This window comes from Listeria immobilis (assembly GCF_014322765.1).
GTDB classification, from domain to species: domain Bacteria; phylum Bacillota; class Bacilli; order Lactobacillales; family Listeriaceae; genus Listeria; species Listeria immobilis.
This window is the reverse complement of sequence record NZ_JAASTZ010000018.1, coordinates 1-17,910: the sequence shown is the minus strand read 5'-3', so window position 1 is coordinate 17,910 and position 17,910 is coordinate 1. Positions and strand designations below refer to the sequence as shown.

Genomic DNA, 17,910 nt, shown 5'->3' with positions numbered 1-17,910 from the left:
TTGGTGAAAATGACGACAGCTGCACACGGAGGGAACTACGGTGAACTGGCAAAACAACATGGATTAACAAAAGAAATAGTGCTTGATTTTAGCGCAAATATTAATCCATTAGGCGTTCCCGCTAGTTTAAAAACAAAGATAGCAGAAAATCTGGATAAGTTAACTGAGTATCCAGAACCTGATTATTTGGCGCTCCGTGCGCGTATTGCGTCATTTCATCAACTTGAAATCTCTAATGTTATCCCTGGAAACGGGGCAACAGAATTAATTTTTGGTATAGCAAAAGTAACACAGGCGCAAAAAGTTCTAATACTTGCGCCTACTTTTGCGGAATATGAACGTGCATTTTGTGGTGCGGAAGTTATTTATGCCGAACTTTCCAAAGAAAACCATTTTGCTGCATTTGAAACCGTATTTGAAATAATTAAACGTGAAGCAGATTTAGAGGCTGTTTGTCTTTGTAATCCTAATAATCCGACAGGGCAGTTAATCAGTCAAAAAGAAATGATACAGATTGCCAAATTATGTGAAGAAAGAAACATTTATCTAATTATTGATGAAGCTTTTATAGATTTTTTAGAAGCAAGTGAGCATGTTTCGATGGTACATTATTTAGCGGAATTTTCACATTTAGTTATAATTCGTGCTTTTACGAAATTTTTTGCAATACCTGGGTTACGCCTAGGTTATCTACTAACCAAAAATCAAATGATTCAGGAGGCATTGCTCCAAATTCGCGAACCATGGTCGATAAATACGTTTGCGGACATCGCGGGACAATGTTTATTGGATGATGAAAAATACATAGAGCAAACTTATCGCTGGCTTTCAATAGAGCGAGCATACTTATATGATGGGCTAAAAAAATTTCCAGAACTAACGGTATATAAACCAAGTGTTAATTACATTTTCTTTCATCTTGAGGAAAAGTGTGACTTGCGAACAGAATTATTACTTAAAAAAATCTTTATCCGCAGTTGTGCTAACTATCGTGGTTTATCCGAGCGTTATTACCGCGTAGCAGTCAAAAACCGCAGCGATAATCAGCAACTTTTACAAGCGCTTGAGGTGATTTTCAGTGGAAGTTAAAGCAAAATGTCCAGCTTCATGTGGCGAGCTTTTACAGGGGTGGATACAAGGTGGCGAAAAATTAATTTCCTATCCAATCAATTGGTTTTCCGAAGTCACTTTATCCGATAAAATAGTTGCTCCTAGTACAGGTGAAACGAAAGCATGGCGCGCATTTCATCTAACTTGTGAGCATTTTGGTGTGCCTAAAAATGAGCGGCCAAATGTTTCACTTCAAGTAAAATCAACCATTCCTGTCGCTAAAGGAATGGCAAGCTCTACAGCGGATATTGCTGCTACAATTGGCGCAACAGCTAGCTGGTTAAAGCAACCGGTAACAGATACAGAAATTGCTAAACTATGTCTACAACTCGAACCAACTGATAGCACTATTTTTCCAACTCTCACACTATTTGACCATTTAGAAGGGATTACGATTCATTCCACTAATTGGTTACCAAAGTTAGGCGTGGTAGTTTTAGAGCCACTTACTATTCTCGAAACAGCCATTTTTAGGCAGGAAAGTCATCAAAAGCAATTGTTACAAAATGAGGAGAAGTTGGCACACGGATTCGCGCTTTTTGAACAAGCAGTTGAGCAACACTCGATTTCCTTACTTGGAGAAGCGGCCACCATTAGCGCAACATGTAATCAAACCATTTTAGCTAAACCTTTTTTTAAAGAAATACTTGAAGTTATCGAACAGCTTGATTTACCAGGTGTTAATGTTTCTCATAGTGGAACCGTTGTTGGTATATTTTATGAACAGCAGAAAATCGATCCGCTCGAAATTTTATTTGAACTAGAACGGCGCTATATCACTACTTTTTACAGCAGATATTATTTTCGGGAATGGACGACTGGCGGAGTTCAAATAAGTAGTTGAAGCAAAATTTTCTTGCATAGCAATGTATTTGTGCTATAATAACGGTGGTAAATGAATTCGCTCATACAAACTAATAGATAATGGAAGTCTGGTGAAAATCCAGCACGGTCCCGCCACTGTAAGGAGTTAGACGCTCTAAGTCAGGTCTTTTATCTATTTGTTTTAACTGGTTGTACTGCTTCGAGGCAAAGCAAATACAATTCTTGGTTCCAGTGTAGTTGTCTCACTGGGGCTTTTTTATTTGTTTTTTAGCAAATAAGCCCACTGTAATGGTTTTGGTGCCGAGAATTGAGCTGGATTTATCATTTACCAAGCACCATGCGCACAAAGAAGTGCACCGCTTAAGTTTATAGTGGGCAATGGTCTTTTCAACGTTGAAAAGAGGGATACAAAGAGCGTATCTACATTGCCTATTAACAAAAAAGATTTGACATTTCCACTCGTTTGGTTTTTAATAAAGTGGACAAATAAAATATTTTACAGTACAAAGGCGTGCTGTTTACTTAGCAAAGAAGCTTTGAGTTGAAAGAGGAAAACCCTCTACTCAAAGCTTCTTTTTTAGTTTTTAAAAAATTTAGGAGGTAATCTCATGCAAAAAGTTAGTTTTAAAACAGACCTTTATATTGGCCAAGGAGCAACAGATCGTTTACTAGATTTTAAAGACAAACAAATTTTTATTGTAACAGATCCATTTATGGTTAGTTCGGGCATGATTAATGCAATTACAGAAAAAATTGATCCATCCAATACATACACTATTTTTAGTGAAATCATCCCAGATCCGCCAATTGAAAATGTAGTGGCTGGAATTGAAGTTTTAAATCAATGTGATGCTAATTTAATGATTGCTATTGGTGGTGGTTCAGCGATTGATGCAGCGAAAGCAATGAAATTTTTCGGACAAAAACTAGGTACGGTGCGCGCAATGCCATTTATCGTTATCCCGACAACTAGTGGAACGGGTTCAGAAGTGACCAGTTTTTCTGTCATTACCAATAAAGAAAAAGCCATTAAATATCCACTTATTACGGATGCTATTTTACCAGATGAAGCTATTCTGGATGCGGATTTGGTTAAGTCAGTTCCACCAGCAATTACTGCGGATACAGGAATGGATGTACTTACGCATGCACTAGAAGCCTATGTTTCAACTAAAGCCAATGATTATTCAGATGCCATGGCGGAAAAAGTAATTCAGCTAGTCTTCACCTATTTAGAACGTGCTTACAAAGATGGAAATGATTTAGAAGCGCGCGAAAAAATGCACAATGCTTCTTGTCTTGCGGGAATGGCTTTTAATATTACTTCATTAGGTTTAAATCATGGAATTGCACATACAGCAGGAGCTAAATTTAAAATTCCACATGGTCGTATGAACACATTATTATTACCGCATGTTATTAGCTATAATGCTGGACTAACAAGTGATTTTGGTAACAATCCAAACAGCCGTGCAGCAGAACGTTATACAGCGATTGCGAAAATACTTAAAATGCCCGCTTCTAACACAAGACTTGGCGTGCGGAGTTTAATTAATGCGATTAAACAGCTTCAAAAGAAATTGAATATGCCAACGACTTTAGCAGAATGTGGTATTAGTCGCACAGAATTAAATGAATATAGCTCACAAATTGCAGAAGGTGCGCTAAATGACGGGTGTACAGCAACTAATCCGAGAATACCTACAGAAACAGACGTAAGTGCTATCTTGGAAAAAATGCTTGCTTAATTTTAAGTTATTTCTAGTTGTGAAATAAATAACCTATTGACATCGTTTTCATGCTACCTTATAATAGAACCGAGCACAAAGACGTGTGGAATAATAAATATAGCAGAGCAACGGGGCTCCCTCAAAAATATTACACAATATTTTTAAGGGGCTCTTTCTATTTTCTTGGAGATTTTTTCTCTAGCTCTTTAACTCTTTCGCTCAAGTAAATGCTTCTAATAGTGATTCGAACATCTTTTGTACGAATTAACTTATAGCAAAAAAAGAGGACGTGACAGGAATGAATGGAAGAATTGTAATAGCCGATGATGAACCTATTACAAGAATGGATATCCGAGACATACTGGAAGAAGCGAACTACACAGTTGTAGGGGAAGCGACAGATGGTTTTGAAGCAATTGAACTTTGCAAAAGCCATCAACCAGATTTAGTCATCATGGACATTCAAATGCCACTCTTAGACGGTTTGAAAGCAGGGAAACGAATTATTTCAGAAGGCCTTGCTGGCGGGATTATTTTACTAACCGCGTTTAGTGATCCAAAAAACACGGAAAAAGCAAAAGGATTCGGAGCATTAGGCTATTTAGTAAAACCGCTTGACGAAAAAAGTTTAATTCCAACAGTTGAAATGAGTATTGCCAAAGGACGAGAAACAAGAAAACTAGAACAGCAATTAGAAAAACTAACCAAAAAATTAGAAGAACGAAAAGTGATTGAAAAAGCAAAAGGTGTGCTTATGATTGAGAATAACATCACAGAGGAAGAAGCCTATAATATGATTCGAAACTTAAGCATGGATAAACGTTGCCCAATGATGGAAATTGCAGAAACGATTGTGATGAGCGATGACTAACACTATTAGAGAAATGTGTTTACGCTATACTGATTTAGCCGAGTATGATATTGACGAATTGATTCATACAGCAGAATCTCTAAGTAAGTCAGCGATGTATCAAGACGTGGATGTTTTTATTGATGTTTATAATAAGCTAACAAATGAGGCACTCGTAGTCCACCATACACCACCAAAAACAACCAACTCACTTTATAAAAACACTGTCATTGGAGAAACAGCCCTTCGAAGTAATGAACCAGGTGTACTGAGAACACTCGAAACGGGAATGAATTCCAATGATCTGCTTGCAAAAACACAAGAAAATGTTTTAATTCGTCAAAAAGTGTATCCCATTCGAAATAAGCAACGAGTTATCGCTGTCTTGATTTTAGAAAAGGATATAAGTGCAGAAATTAAAGCACATTTTGAAATTGATACGGAAGATATGGCCTATCGAGATGTCTCAACTACCTTGTCTGCAATGAGTAAATTAACAGACTCTATTACGGATCAACTTGATGATGCAATCTTAATTTTTGACAGAAATGGTATTTTACAACAAAAGAATTATGCAGCCGATCAGTATTATGAACGACTTGGGTACATGGAAAATATCCACGGAATGCATTATGATAATTTATCGCTGGATCAAATGATGTTTGATGCGATTATGTACCAAATCGAAACTGGTAAACAGCCTATTCAGCTAAAAAAAGAAGTGGTCATTGCTGGTAACTATTTCATAATGAAGCAAATTTTTGTCAAAGAAGATGATGCACAGGAATGTAGGTTTATCCTCATCTTACATGATATAACAGATATTAAAGTAAAAGAAGCCGAGATCGTATCAAAGTCAGTTGCCATTCGTGAAATTCACCATCGTGTTAAAAATAATCTTCAATCTGTTGTATCGCTGCTCCGAATTCAAGGGCGTAGGTCAACAAGCGTGGAGGCACAAAAGATTTTAAATGAGAGCGTTAGTCGAATTCTCGCCATTGCCGCAACGCACGAATTGCTATCAAAGCAAATGGAAGACGGCATCAACTTATATATGGTAATCGAAACGGTGGCTTACAATGTAGAAAGATGCTGTACTGATTGCCCTAAAATAGCAGTGCGGATGGATATTGATAAACGAATTTATTTGGATAGTGATCGAACCGTTGCACTTGCTCTAGTCATGAATGAGCTATTACAAAACTCTTATGATCACGCATTTCATCCAAATGAATCAGGTGAAATTTTACTACAAATAAAAGAAGAAAAAAATATTATTCATGCCGAAGTAACTGATAATGGACATGGCTTTAACGTTCGTAAAGTTTCTGAGAAGAGCCTCGGACTTTCGATTGTAAAAAGCTACATAAAAGATAAACTTCGCGGCAAAGTAACGATTGAATCAAATGAACATGGGACGAAAACAATGTTTGATTTTAAATACAATTCTATCCACGCTACAAAGAAGTAGTGATGAAAAAGCGATGAAGCTTAAAGCCAAGTAACGATAACGTTATTTGTCTTTAAGCTTTTTCTTTTTGGAATGAGAGGAGTGAATGGGTTGGCGGAAACGATTTTAAGTGTAGGAATTGACCTTGGAACATCGACAACGCAGCTAATATTATCAGAACTAGAAATTCAAAATATGGCATCAAGCTTTACCGTGCCACGAATTGTTATTTCAGATAAACGAATCATTTTCAGAAGTGAAATACTATTTACGCCAATACTCGCGGATAACATGATTGATGTAGAAGCAATTCGCGATTTTGTAACAAAAGAATACGCTAATGCAGGTATAAAAAAAGAAGACATCGGCATGGGAGCAGTAATTATTACAGGCGAAACAGCTCGAAAAGATAATGCCAGTAATGTTCTTGATGCTATGAGCGGCTTTGCTGGGGATTTTGTTGTAGCAACTGCTGGACCAGATTTAGAAAGTATCATCGCTGGGAAAGGAGCAGGCGCACATACCTATTCCAAAGAAAATAATACTTCTGTAGTGAACTTAGATATTGGTGGTGGGACGACAAACTTATCATTGTTTGATCGTGGCGAACTAATTGATACAGCATGTTTAGATATTGGTGGCAGATTAATCAAAGTCGACCGTGAAACTAAAAAAATTACCTATATAGCACCCAAAATCCAAGCATTAATCGAAAAGCGTGGTTATCCTATTATGCTTGGTGCAACTACTTCGCCAGAAAATTTACAACCAATTTTAGGTGAAATGGTTGAATTACTTAAAAATAGTGTGGGACTTGGGGCAGCAAATGACTTTTATGAAACAATTATCACCAATAAAGGCTTAAAACAAACCAATGAAATGGAAGCTATTTCCTTTTCCGGCGGGGTGGCAGATTGTATCGCAACTGGAGCGTTAACTGATCCATTTAGATACGGAGATATTGGTCTTTTACTAGGCAAGGAGATAGCAGAATCTAGCCTGATGACCGAAAAAAAGTATATCGAATCTGTCGAAACCATACGAGCAACTGTAGTCGGAGCCGGTTCACATACAGCCGAAATTAGTGGTAGCACCATTACTTACACCGAAAAAATTTTCCCAGTGAAAAATATTCCGATTTTGAAACTTGCCAAACAAGAAGAGAAAGAGCAAATGGCAGAAATCATCCAGGAAAAACTAAACTGGTTCAAAATAGATAATGAAATGGAACGAATTGCACTCGCGATTGAAGGCGAAAATAGCCCGAGTTTCCAAACAGTTACAGAATATGCAAAAGCCATTTGTGAAGGAATGAAAGAACCAATCGCACTTGGTCATCCATTAATTATCATTACTTGGCACGATATGGCAAAAGCCCTCGGACAAAGTATTTTCGGGCATTTACCAGCTGGCTATCCACTTATTTGCTTGGATAGTGTCAAAGTTGATAATGGTGATTATATTGATATAGGAAAACCAGTTGCTGACGGGAAAGTACTACCAGTTGTAGTAAAAACCCTAGTCTTTAACTGATCCATATATATAGCTTTAATTTTGAGAGGAGGATTTATCGAATGATTTTAAAAACGAATTTATTCGGCCATACATATCAATTTAAATCCATCACGGATGTGTTGGCAAAAGCAAACGAAGAAAAATCAGGCGATCGCTTAGCTGGAGTTGCTGCTGAATCTGCAGAGGAACGAGTAGCTGCAAAAGTAGTGCTTTCTAAGATGACACTTGGTGATTTGCGTAATAATCCTGTTGTCCCATACGAAACAGATGAGGTAACACGTATTATTCAAGACCAAGTAAACGATCGTATCCATGATTCCATTAAGAATTGGACAGTGGAAGAATTGCGGGAGTGGATTTTAGATCATAAAACTACAGACGCTGACATTAAACGTGTCGCGCGTGGACTTACATCAGAAATTATTGCTGCTGTAACCAAATTAATGTCCAATTTAGATTTAATTTATGGAGCAAAAAAAATCCGTGTAATCGCTCATGCAAACACAACAATCGGTCTTCCAGGAACATTCTCTGCTAGACTACAACCGAACCACCCAACAGATGATCCAGACGGTATCCTTGCATCACTAATGGAGGGGTTAACATATGGAATCGGCGACGCAGTAATCGGACTTAATCCAGTAGATGATTCTACAGATAGCGTTGTTCGGTTACTAAATAAATTTGAAGAATTCCGTAGCAAATGGGACGTGCCAACGCAAACTTGTGTATTAGCACATGTGAAGACTCAAATGGAAGCAATGCGTCGCGGCGCTCCAACTGGTCTTGTGTTCCAATCTATTGCCGGTTCTGAAAAAGGAAATACTGCTTTCGGTTTTGATGGAGCAACCATTGAAGAAGCGAGACAATTAGCACTTCAAAGTGGTGCTGCAACAGGACCAAACGTGATGTATTTTGAAACAGGCCAAGGTTCTGAACTTTCTTCTGATGCACATTTCGGTGTAGACCAAGTAACAATGGAAGCTCGTTGTTATGGCTTTGCGAAGAAATTTGATCCATTCTTAGTTAATACGGTTGTTGGATTTATTGGACCAGAGTATTTATATGATTCCAAACAAGTTATTCGTGCCGGTCTAGAAGATCATTTCATGGGTAAATTAACTGGTATCTCAATGGGTTGTGATGTTTGTTATACGAACCATATGAAAGCGGACCAAAACGATGTAGAAAATCTATCCGTACTTTTAACAGCAGCAGGATGTAATTTTATTATGGGTATTCCTCACGGTGATGACGTTATGCTTAACTATCAAACAACTGGGTACCATGAAACAGCCACTCTACGCGAATTATTTGGTTTAAAACCTATTAAAGAATTTGATCAGTGGATGGAAAAAATGGGCTTCAGCGAAAATGGTAAACTAACTAGCCGTGCTGGAGATGCATCTATTTTCCTAAAATAAGGAAGGGAGGAATAAAGCGATGAACGAACAAGAATTAAAACAAATGATTGAAGGCATTTTAACGGAAATGTCTAGTGGGAAAGCAACTGAAACAGCGTCAGTAATGCCGACAAAAGCAGCGACTGAAACAGTTGTATCAGAAGGAAGCGTTCCAGATATAACTGAAGTAGACATAAAAAAACAATTACTTGTCCCAGAACCAGCTGACCGCGAAGGCTATTTGAAGATGAAGCAAATGACGCCAGCTAGACTAGGTTTATGGCGTGCCGGTCCACGTTATAAAACAGAAACAATTCTTCGTTTCCGTGCGGACCATGCAGTAGCGCAAGACTCCGTGTTCTCTTATGTTTCGGAGGATTTAATCAAAGAAATGAATTTTATCCCAGTTGGTACTAAATGCCAAGATAAAGATGAATACTTAACTCGTCCAGACTTAGGTCGTGAGTTCTCTGAGGAAATGGTAGAAGTTATTCGTACCAATACAACTAAAAATGCAAAACTACAAATTGTTGTTGGGGATGGACTTAGTTCAGCGGCAATCGAGGCTAACATCAAAGACATTTTGCCATCTATTAAACAAGGTCTAAAAATGTACAACCTAGATTTCGATAACATTATTTTTGTCAAACATTGTCGTGTACCATCCATGGATCAAATCGGCGAAATTACCGGTGCTGACGTAGTTTGCTTACTTGTAGGTGAGCGCCCAGGACTTGTAACTGCTGAATCCATGAGTGCTTATATTGCTTACAAACCAACTATTGGTATGCCAGAAGCTCGTCGTACAGTTATTTCTAATATTCATAGCGGCGGAACTCCACCAGTAGAAGCAGGTGCCTATATTGCTGAATTAATTCACGATATGTTAGAGAAAAAATGTTCTGGTATTGATTTAAAATAAGCGAGTTAGAGGAGGAAACTTCATGAAAAATGATAAATTACCTGCATCCGTTTTAAGTGTCAAAGTTGTATCAAATGTAGACAACGGTTTATTTAAACAACTAGACTTAAAACCACATCAAAGAAGCCTAGGTATTATTACATCTGATTGTGATGATGTTACATACACAGCACTTGATGAAGCAACAAAAGCAGCAGAAGTTGATGTTGTATATGCGAAAAGTATGTATGCTGGTGCTTTAAATGCATCAACAAAATTAGCTGGTGAAGTCATCGGTATTATCGCCGGACCTAGCCCAGCAGAAGTAAAAAGTGGTCTATCAGTTGCAGTAGACTTCATTGAAAATGGTGCTAGTTTTGTTAGTGCTAATGAAGATGATAGTGTACCTTACTTTGCGCACTGTGTATCAAGAACTGGAACTTTCCTTTCCAAAGAAGCAAACGTAGCAGAAGGTGAAGCGATTGCTTACTTAATCGCACCTCCACTTGAAGCAATGTACGCATTAGACGCAGCACTTAAAGCAGCAGATGTAACAATTGGAACTTTCTACGGACCACCATCCGAAACAAACTTCGGCGGAGCACTTTTAACAGGTAGTCAATCTGCATGTAAAGCTGCTTGTGATGCGTTCAAAATGGCAGTAGAAAATGTGGCTGAAAATCCACTTCAATATTAAGGTGGTGCTGATAAATGCCAAATGAAGCACTCGGTTTAATTGAAGTTACTGGTTTCCTTGGAGCTGTAGTCGCTGCCGATACTTGTTTAAAAGCAGCCAATGTGGAACTCATTAAATGTGAAGTTATTAAAGGCGGACTAACTACCGTTGAATTAACTGGTGATGTTGGCGCAGTAAATGCAGCAGTCGAAGCAGGAAAAGCAGCAACCGAAAGTTTAGGTTGTCTCATTTCTAGTCATGTGATAGCAAGAATGAGTGAAGAAACCAAATCACTCTTTGTCCCAAAAGAGCAAGAAAAAGAAGAAACAAGTGAAGTTATTCAAGAAGTAGCGGAAGTAAAAACAACAACCGATGCAACAGAAAAGAAACTTCGCGAAATGAAAGTTATTGATTTAAGGAAACTTGCTTACACATTAGCTAATGTGCCTATTCCAAAAAGCAAGATTAAATATGCGAACAAAGATAAACTTGTTCACGCACTAAAAGATATTTATGGAAGGAGTGAAAACTAGTGGCACTAGAAGATAAAGACTTACGCTCAATCCAAGAAGTTCGAAGCCTCATTGAATCAGCTAACACTGCACAAAAAGAGCTTGCTGCAATGAGCCAACAACAAATTGATACAATTGTAAAAGCGATAGCAGATGCCGGTTATGATGCGCGCGAAAAACTCGCAAAAATGGCACATGAAGAAACTGGTTTTGGAATTTGGCAAGACAAAGTAATTAAAAACGTCTTCGCTTCCAAGCACGTCTACAATTACATCAAAGATATGAAAACCATTGGTATGTTAAAAGAAGATAACGAAAAGCAAGTAATGGAGGTTGCAGTTCCACTGGGCGTAGTTGCAGGATTAATTCCATCAACAAACCCAACATCCACTGTTATTTACAAAACACTTATTTCTATCAAAGCAGGAAATAGTATCGTATTTTCTCCACATCCAAATGCACTAAAAGCAATTCTTGAAACAGTGAGAATTATTAGTGAAGCAGCAGAAAAAGCTGGCTGTCCAAAAGGGGCTATCAGCTGTATGACTGTTCCAACAATTCAAGGAACAGATCAACTGATGAAACATAAAGATACAGCAGTAATCCTTGCTACAGGTGGTTCTGCAATGGTAAAAGCCGCTTATTCATCTGGTACTCCAGCAATTGGCGTTGGTCCAGGTAATGGTCCAGCATTTATCGAACGTAGTGCTAACATACCCCAAGCAGTAAAACATATTCTTGATTCAAAAACGTTTGACAACGGAACGATTTGCGCATCTGAGCAATCTGTTGTAGTGGAACGAGTGAATAAAGAAGCTGTAATTGCTGAATTTAGAAAGCAAGGGGCGCATTTCTTATCCGATGCCGAAGCTGTTCAACTTGGTAAATTCATCTTACGTCCAAATGGCTCAATGAATCCTGCCATCGTTGGTAAAAGCGTGCAACATATCGCTAACCTTGCCGGATTAACTGTTCCGGCTGACGCAAGAGTGCTTATCGCTGAAGAAACAAAAGTGGGCGCTAAAATCCCTTATTCAAGAGAAAAATTAGCACCAATCTTGGCGTTTTATACAGCGGAAACTTGGCAAGATGCTTGCGAACTTAGCATGGATATTCTTTATCATGAAGGAGCTGGTCATACTTTAATTATCCACTCCGAAGATAAAGCAATCATTCGCGAATTCGCACTGAAAAAACCAGTTTCTCGTCTGCTTGTTAATACACCAGGAGCACTTGGCGGAATTGGCGCAACAACAAACTTAGTACCTGCTTTAACACTCGGTTGTGGGGCAGTTGGTGGAAGTTCATCGTCTGACAATATCGGACCAGAAAATCTATTCAACATTCGCCGTATCGCAACAGGAGTTAGAGAATTAGAAGACATTCGTAAAGAAGAAAACCAAGCAACATCTGAACTTCCGGCTGATGCAGATGCACTCATCCAAAGTTTAGTCGAAAAAGTTTTAGCAGAATTAAAATAAAAAATAAAACACTAATTGGAGGAATTTTAAAATGGCAAACGCAAACGCATTAGGTATGATCGAAACAAAAGGTTTAGTAGGAGCAGTAGAAGCAGCAGACGCAATGGTGAAAGCAGCGAACGTAACACTTATGGGTAAAGAACAAGTTGGTGGCGGTCTAGTAACAGTAATGGTTCGCGGCGATGTTGGCGCAGTAAAAGCAGCAACAGATGCCGGCGCAGCAGCAGCAGAACGTGTTGGAGAATTATTATCCGTACATGTAATCCCACGTCCACACAGCGAAGTAGATGCAATTTTACCAAAAAGCGCTGAATAAGACAAAATTCTAACATCAATCAGGAAGAAGCGTTAGCGAAGGCAAGAGTTCCATCAGACTCCAAAGAAAATGCCGCAAACTTCCGCTTTTTCCTAAATTTAAGTAAGACAAAGCTTCCCATCATTACTAACACCAATTGTAAATGGGACAAAAGGATGTGGTTCTTTGGCTATTTTGACAGAAGAAGAGTTACGAAAAGCCTACTTACACACCGATTTAAAAACAAAGAAAAAACTAGATATAAAAAAAGGCACGATTATCACACCATCAGCCAAGAGTTTTCTATCTGAAAAGAAAATCGACCTTTGTTATATTGATGAAGTTACAGAAACTAAAGTAGAAGTAGAACCAGTAAAAAAAGAAATGTCGCGTGCAAAATTTCAAACGATTTATGGTGGCGCATTAGATGAGAAGCCAGAGCATATGACACATTTGCGCGGCAATCTGCTTGTGTTTAAAGATCATCCACAAATCGCTTTCCGCGGAAAATTAGATACATTAGAAGCAGAAATATTGGAAACTCAGTGTTCGGTTGCTTCTGAATTTAAAAAACTTGCAGAAGATTTACAAGAAATCCTCAACTTTGTAAGAAATATTGTTCGGTCAGAAGTTTTAAACGAGCCAATCCAAACAATTAATTTGCTTGGAATGGATGAAAAAGAACTGCGAGAACGTAGTCATAATCCGAAAAAATATTATCAAATGCCCCACTTTATGCCCGATTATACAATGGGAAGTACTGTAATTCATTTAAACAAATTAAGAACAATGGTTCGCGAAACCGAACTTGCTGCTTTTACGGCATTTAAGGAAGCGGATTATTCAATAAAAAGACCAGATATTATCGAAGCGCTTAACCGATTATCTAGCTTATTTTGGATACTTATGTTTCGTGTAAGAACTGGTGAATATAAAAAGTAAGGAGGCTTATTCATGAATAATGAGTTAATAACAAGCCTTATTGAAGAAGTCACTCGCCGGGCACTATTAGAAACTGGCGTCGAAGTAGAAGCATCTGGTCGTCACGTACATTTAGATCGTGAAACTGTCGATGCACTATTTGGAACTGGGTATGAACTTACACATTTCCGTGATCTTTCTCAACCAGGTCAATATGTTTGTAAAGAAAGAATTAGTATTGTTGGACCAAAAAGCGTCATTCATAACGTGGTAATTCTTGGACCAATCCGTAAAAAAACACAAGTAGAAATTAGTGCTACAGATGGTACTGCACTTGGTATAAAAGCACCAGTTCGTGAAAGTGGAGACATAGCTGGAACGCCTGGGATTTTACTATTATCTGCAAAAAATAGTGTTCAATTATCTGAAGGACTTATTGTTGCCAAACGTCATATTCATATGACACCACAAGATGCAGAAAAACAACAAGTAATACAAAGCGAAATTGTGCAAGTGAAAATTAATGGCGACAGACCGCTTATTTTTGATGATGTGGTCGTTCGAATTAGCCCTGATTTTGCTACATATATGCATATTGATTATGACGAAGCCAACGCATGCGGCTTTAAAAAAGGAATTCGAGGTCAAATCATTAAGAAAACAAAGGCAAAATGAGTATGGATATAGAAGCTCTTATAAAAGCCGTCACTGAGGAAGTTATGCGCCGTTTGCAACTTCCAGATAAAAAAATGATTATCATGGGGCAGGATTCAGAACACACTCTCAGACAGTGTTATCAAAAAGAATATCAAGTTTCGCTTTATGATCGTTCTGAACGCACTTGTGACATTTTATTATTAGAAGAAATCGAAATCGCCGAACTAGCTCGAATTAGTTTGCTTGCACCTATGAACAAAAAAGAACAATTTACTGTAGAACATCTTTTAGAAGGACGTCCTATTTGGTTGTTGAAAAGTGGAATTAAAGCAAAGGATTATAAACATTCTGCTAAATATGCTATTAGACAAGCTCTTCAAGAATATGAAGAAAAACTCGTTCGTTTTGGAGTAGAATTTATCGACAGTCCGGTAAAAGAAGTGAAAATAAGCAAAGTTATAAGCGAACAAGATGTTATTAATCTTACGAAGAATAAAAGCGAATTTATTTTGCCAGCGGGAAGTTTCTTAACTCCACTAGCAAAAGACTATTTAGAGGAACACCGAATTAGCATTAAAGAAAGTTAGGAAGGAAGAGCCACATGCAAATTGGAAAAGTTACCGGAAGTTTATGGGCAACGAGAAAAGATGAAAAACTAAATGGTTTAAAATTACTACTTGTAGAGATTTGTACCGATGAAGTGGAAGATGTAAGACATTCCATCGTGGCAGCTGATAATGCCGGAGCAGGAAGTGGCGATATCGTTCTTGTTACAACTGGTAGCGCAGCACGGGCATCAACGGGAGATAATACTATTCCAGTAGATGCATGTATCGTTGGCATTATTGACTCGGTAGAACGTGATGGCTGAACAATCCTTAGGTATTCTTGAACTCAGAAGTATAAGTAAAGGTTATGAAATGGCAGATAATTTTTTAAAAACCGGAAATGTAACTTTATTTACTTTTCGTCCCACTTGTCCAGGTAAATTTTTAATTATTTTGCAAGGTGCTTCTGGAGAACTTACTAGTGCAATGCAACATGCAAAAGAAGAGGCTGGGAAATTTCATGTTTCTTCTTACATACTTCATTTAGTGCATGAAGAATTGCTCAATTTTTTACAGAATAAACACCCTAAAGTTGATATTGATGCAGTTGGAATTATCGAAATCAGTCAATTAGGAGCTGGTTTAAATGCTGTTAATGAAGCGCTAAAAAAGGCGGATATTCATTTAAAACGGATGACGCTTGGTGCTTCGATTGGTGGGAAATTTGTTGCTGTTTTTACAGGGGAAGTTAGTGCTATCGAGGAAGGGATGCAGATTCTTATCAAAACTGCTGAACCAAAAAAGGTGATACATCACACGATTATTCCTTCTCCTGATGAACTTTTAAAACGCTATCTATAGAATGGAGGAACACTTTTGAGCATTAATGAAATTATTATATATTTAATGGTAATATTTATGATTCTTGGCGCCATTGACAAAATTATTGGGAATAAATTTGGCTTAGGAGCACAGTTTGAAGAAGGAATTATGGCGATGGGATCGCTAACGCTTGCCATGGTTGGGATTATCACACTTGCCCCAGTCTTAGCAAAAATTTTAAGTCCAATTGTTGTGCCAATTTATACAGCACTTGGAGCAGATCCGGCGATGTTTGCAACAACACTTTTAGCAAATGATATGGGTGGTTTTGCACTAGCTCAAGAACTTGCGTTAACACCAGATGCTGGGCTTTTTGCCGGAGCTATTTTAGGTTCTATGATGGGACCAACGATTGTTTTTACAATTCCAGTAGCATTAGGAATTATTAAAAAAGAAGATCACAAATATTTAGCAACAGGTGTATTATCTGGTATTATTACGATTCCAATTGGTTGTTTAATTGGCGGACTTGTAGCTGGCTTCTCACCAATCATGATTTTTAAAAACTTAGTACCAATTATTTTAGTAGCAGTATTAATTATGATTGGGCTTTGGTTTAAACCAGAAGCAATGATTAAAGGCTTCACTATTTTTGGAAAAGGTGTAGTTATTGTTGCAACAATCGGACTGGTTGCTGGAGCGATTCAACAATTAACTGGCTTAACTATTATTCCAGGAATTGCACCAGTAAGTGAAGGGATTGAAATCGTTGGTGGTATCGCCCTTGTACTAGCAGGAGCCTTCTGTTTAGTATTTGTTATCACAAAACTTTTCAATAAACCATTAATGAAAATGGGTAAATTACTTGGAATGAATGAAGTTGCTGCTGCTGGTATGGTCGCAACTTTGGCAAATAGTATTCCTATGCTTCAAATGCTGAAAGATATGGATGAACGCGGAAAAATTATCAATGTCGCTTTTGCAGTGTCTGCTGCCTTCGTTCTCGGAGATCATTTAGGCTTTACAGCTGGTGTTGCCAAAGATATGATTTTCCCAATGATTGTCGGAAAATTAGTTGGTGGGGTTACAGCTGTTGGGGTAGCGATTTATATGGCTAACCGAATGATGAAGAAAAATAAAGCAAAAGAGCAAACGGCGGTGAAAAATAATGGCTGATATTACGAAAGAGTTATTAGAACAATTAGTCAAACAAGTAGTTTTAGAAAAAATGGGGAATACAACGAAGCAAGTGGATGTTAGTGGCATTTTATCTATCAAACTTCCAGAAGTAAAAGTGGCAGAAGAAGATCGATTAGACACTGGAAATCCTAGTGACGTAGTGTATACAAAAGATTTAGTCACATTAGAAGAAAGCAAACGACTAGGTTTTGGCTTAATGGAAATGAAAGATACAACATTTGATTGGTTTTTAGATTATGATGAAGTGGATTATATAATTGAAGGTAGATTAGATGTTATTATTGATGGCAGAACCGTTTCAGCAGGTCCAGGAGAAATTATTTTCATTCCAAAAGGAAGCAAAATCAAGTTCTCTGTTACTGGTGAAGCAAGATTTGTTTATGTTACTTACCCGGCTGATTGGCAGTCACAATAATAGAGAAAACCGATTCTAGCAGTAGTTAGAATCGGTCCAGACTGTAGAAAAAAATAAAAAGGCATAGTCTTTTTTCATAATGAACCGCCCCCCAAAAGTTAGATTTTTGGGGGTCGGTTCATTTCTCACTTTTTCTACAGTCTGATGCTAAGTCTATGCTTAGCGTTACTACTATATTTACTAGAGACAAAAACGGGATGAAGGAATAGTATCAAGCGGTGCAAAAGTTGAATAAAAATAAAGTAGATAACGAACAGTATCTACATGTTGATTATTGCACAGAATATACAACAGTTCAATAACATATTTAGGGCTTTTGGTCTATGTTTTTTTCTAGCATTTCCATTTGTGAATGATATAATAAGAACAGGAGAATGGACTCCTAACAAAAGAAGAGAGGATACGAATAGATGGAACGGGAGGCAAAACAAAACCATGAGTATTGATATGTATGTATCTAAATCGAAAGCCCAAGCGACGAGTACCAGCCAAGTTTGCCAACAACATTTAGAGGGTTATGAGGCAATCCAACAAGCAATCAGTCAGTTCACCCTCGAGCCTTTTTTAAAAGGAAAAGCATATGATTCGGCCAAAGCTTA

19 protein-coding genes and 1 riboswitch are annotated in these 17,910 nt (G+C 37.8%); all 19 genes read left to right on the top strand.

What is annotated here, in order from left to right:
• Window positions 1-3: 3 nt before the first annotated feature.
• The 19 genes from cobD (at window position 4) to HCJ50_RS12700 (ending at window position 17,311) form a co-directional block, all read left to right on the top strand.
• Entirely contained in the window at window positions 4-1,089 is a 1,086-nt protein-coding gene (cobD, locus tag HCJ50_RS12790) for a threonine-phosphate decarboxylase CobD (RefSeq protein ID WP_185347561.1), read from the top strand.
• Window positions 1,079-1,954 carry a GHMP family kinase ATP-binding protein gene (locus HCJ50_RS12785; RefSeq protein ID WP_185347563.1) on the top strand — a complete coding sequence of 292 codons (876 nt, stop codon included), beginning with the start codon at window positions 1,079-1,081 and terminating at the stop codon, window positions 1,952-1,954. The genes cobD and HCJ50_RS12785 overlap by 11 nt, the downstream gene beginning before the upstream one ends.
• Window positions 1,955-2,009: 55 nt before the next feature.
• Window positions 2,010-2,159, top strand: a riboswitch (adenosylcobalamin (AdoCbl) riboswitch).
• A gap of 384 nt (window positions 2,160-2,543) precedes the next feature.
• Window positions 2,544-3,683, top strand: a complete 1,140-nt coding sequence (locus tag HCJ50_RS12780; RefSeq protein ID WP_185347565.1) for a 1-propanol dehydrogenase PduQ — start codon at window positions 2,544-2,546, stop codon at window positions 3,681-3,683.
• Between the two features lie 271 nt (window positions 3,684-3,954).
• Window positions 3,955-4,536 carry an ANTAR domain-containing response regulator gene (locus HCJ50_RS12775; RefSeq protein ID WP_185347566.1) on the top strand — a complete coding sequence of 194 codons (582 nt, stop codon included), beginning with the start codon at window positions 3,955-3,957 and terminating at the stop codon, window positions 4,534-4,536.
• Window positions 4,529-5,986: a sensor histidine kinase gene (locus tag HCJ50_RS12770; protein WP_185347568.1), complete on the top strand. Its 1,458-nt coding sequence runs from the start codon at window positions 4,529-4,531 to the stop codon at window positions 5,984-5,986. Before HCJ50_RS12775 ends, HCJ50_RS12770 begins: the two co-directional genes overlap by 8 nt.
• Window positions 5,987-6,076: 90 nt before the next feature.
• Window positions 6,077-7,498 (top strand): ethanolamine ammonia-lyase reactivating factor EutA, encoded by a 1,422-nt coding sequence (eutA, locus tag HCJ50_RS12765; protein WP_185347570.1) that lies wholly within the window; start codon window positions 6,077-6,079, stop codon window positions 7,496-7,498.
• Between the two features lie 41 nt (window positions 7,499-7,539).
• The gene (locus tag HCJ50_RS12760; RefSeq protein WP_003721574.1) at window positions 7,540-8,904 is read left to right on the top strand and encodes an ethanolamine ammonia-lyase subunit EutB; all 1,365 of its coding nucleotides are present in this window, start codon (window positions 7,540-7,542) and stop codon (window positions 8,902-8,904) included.
• A gap of 19 nt (window positions 8,905-8,923) precedes the next feature.
• Window positions 8,924-9,805: an ethanolamine ammonia-lyase subunit EutC gene (eutC, locus tag HCJ50_RS12755; RefSeq protein WP_185347572.1), complete on the top strand. Its 882-nt coding sequence runs from the start codon at window positions 8,924-8,926 to the stop codon at window positions 9,803-9,805.
• Window positions 9,806-9,827: 22 nt separating this feature from the next.
• Window positions 9,828-10,481 (top strand): ethanolamine utilization microcompartment protein EutL, encoded by a 654-nt coding sequence (eutL, locus tag HCJ50_RS12750; protein ID WP_185347574.1) that lies wholly within the window; start codon window positions 9,828-9,830, stop codon window positions 10,479-10,481.
• Window positions 10,482-10,495: 14 nt separating this feature from the next.
• Window positions 10,496-10,993 (top strand): BMC domain-containing protein, encoded by a 498-nt coding sequence (locus tag HCJ50_RS12745; protein ID WP_185347576.1) that lies wholly within the window; start codon window positions 10,496-10,498, stop codon window positions 10,991-10,993.
• Complete coding sequence (locus HCJ50_RS12740) at window positions 10,993-12,453, top strand: acetaldehyde dehydrogenase (acetylating) (RefSeq protein WP_185347578.1); 1,461 nt, start codon at window positions 10,993-10,995, stop codon at window positions 12,451-12,453. Before HCJ50_RS12745 ends, HCJ50_RS12740 begins: the two co-directional genes overlap by 1 nt.
• Before the next feature lie 31 nt (window positions 12,454-12,484).
• Window positions 12,485-12,769 (top strand): BMC domain-containing protein, encoded by a 285-nt coding sequence (locus HCJ50_RS12735; RefSeq protein WP_003719393.1) that lies wholly within the window; start codon window positions 12,485-12,487, stop codon window positions 12,767-12,769.
• 165 nt (window positions 12,770-12,934) lie between these two features.
• Window positions 12,935-13,690 carry a cobalamin adenosyltransferase gene (locus HCJ50_RS12730; protein ID WP_185347580.1) on the top strand — a complete coding sequence of 252 codons (756 nt, stop codon included), beginning with the start codon at window positions 12,935-12,937 and terminating at the stop codon, window positions 13,688-13,690.
• A gap of 12 nt (window positions 13,691-13,702) precedes the next feature.
• A complete protein-coding gene (gene eutD, locus HCJ50_RS12725) occupies window positions 13,703-14,344 on the top strand; it encodes an ethanolamine utilization phosphate acetyltransferase EutD (protein WP_185347582.1) in 642 nt (213 codons plus the stop codon).
• Complete coding sequence (locus tag HCJ50_RS12720) at window positions 14,341-14,913, top strand: TIGR02536 family ethanolamine utilization protein (RefSeq protein ID WP_185347584.1); 573 nt, start codon at window positions 14,341-14,343, stop codon at window positions 14,911-14,913. Before eutD ends, HCJ50_RS12720 begins: the two co-directional genes overlap by 4 nt.
• A gap of 14 nt (window positions 14,914-14,927) precedes the next feature.
• Window positions 14,928-15,197: a EutN/CcmL family microcompartment protein gene (locus HCJ50_RS12715; protein WP_185347586.1), complete on the top strand. Its 270-nt coding sequence runs from the start codon at window positions 14,928-14,930 to the stop codon at window positions 15,195-15,197.
• Complete coding sequence (locus tag HCJ50_RS12710) at window positions 15,190-15,735, top strand: ethanolamine utilization microcompartment shell protein (RefSeq protein WP_185347588.1); 546 nt, start codon at window positions 15,190-15,192, stop codon at window positions 15,733-15,735. The genes HCJ50_RS12715 and HCJ50_RS12710 overlap by 8 nt, the downstream gene beginning before the upstream one ends.
• 15 nt (window positions 15,736-15,750) lie before the next feature.
• Entirely contained in the window at window positions 15,751-16,872 is a 1,122-nt protein-coding gene (eutH, locus tag HCJ50_RS12705) for an ethanolamine utilization protein EutH (RefSeq protein WP_185347590.1), read from the top strand.
• A complete protein-coding gene (locus tag HCJ50_RS12700; protein ID WP_185347592.1) occupies window positions 16,865-17,311 on the top strand; it encodes a cupin domain-containing protein in 447 nt (148 codons plus the stop codon). Before eutH ends, HCJ50_RS12700 begins: the two co-directional genes overlap by 8 nt.
• Window positions 17,312-17,910 lie beyond the last annotated feature (599 nt).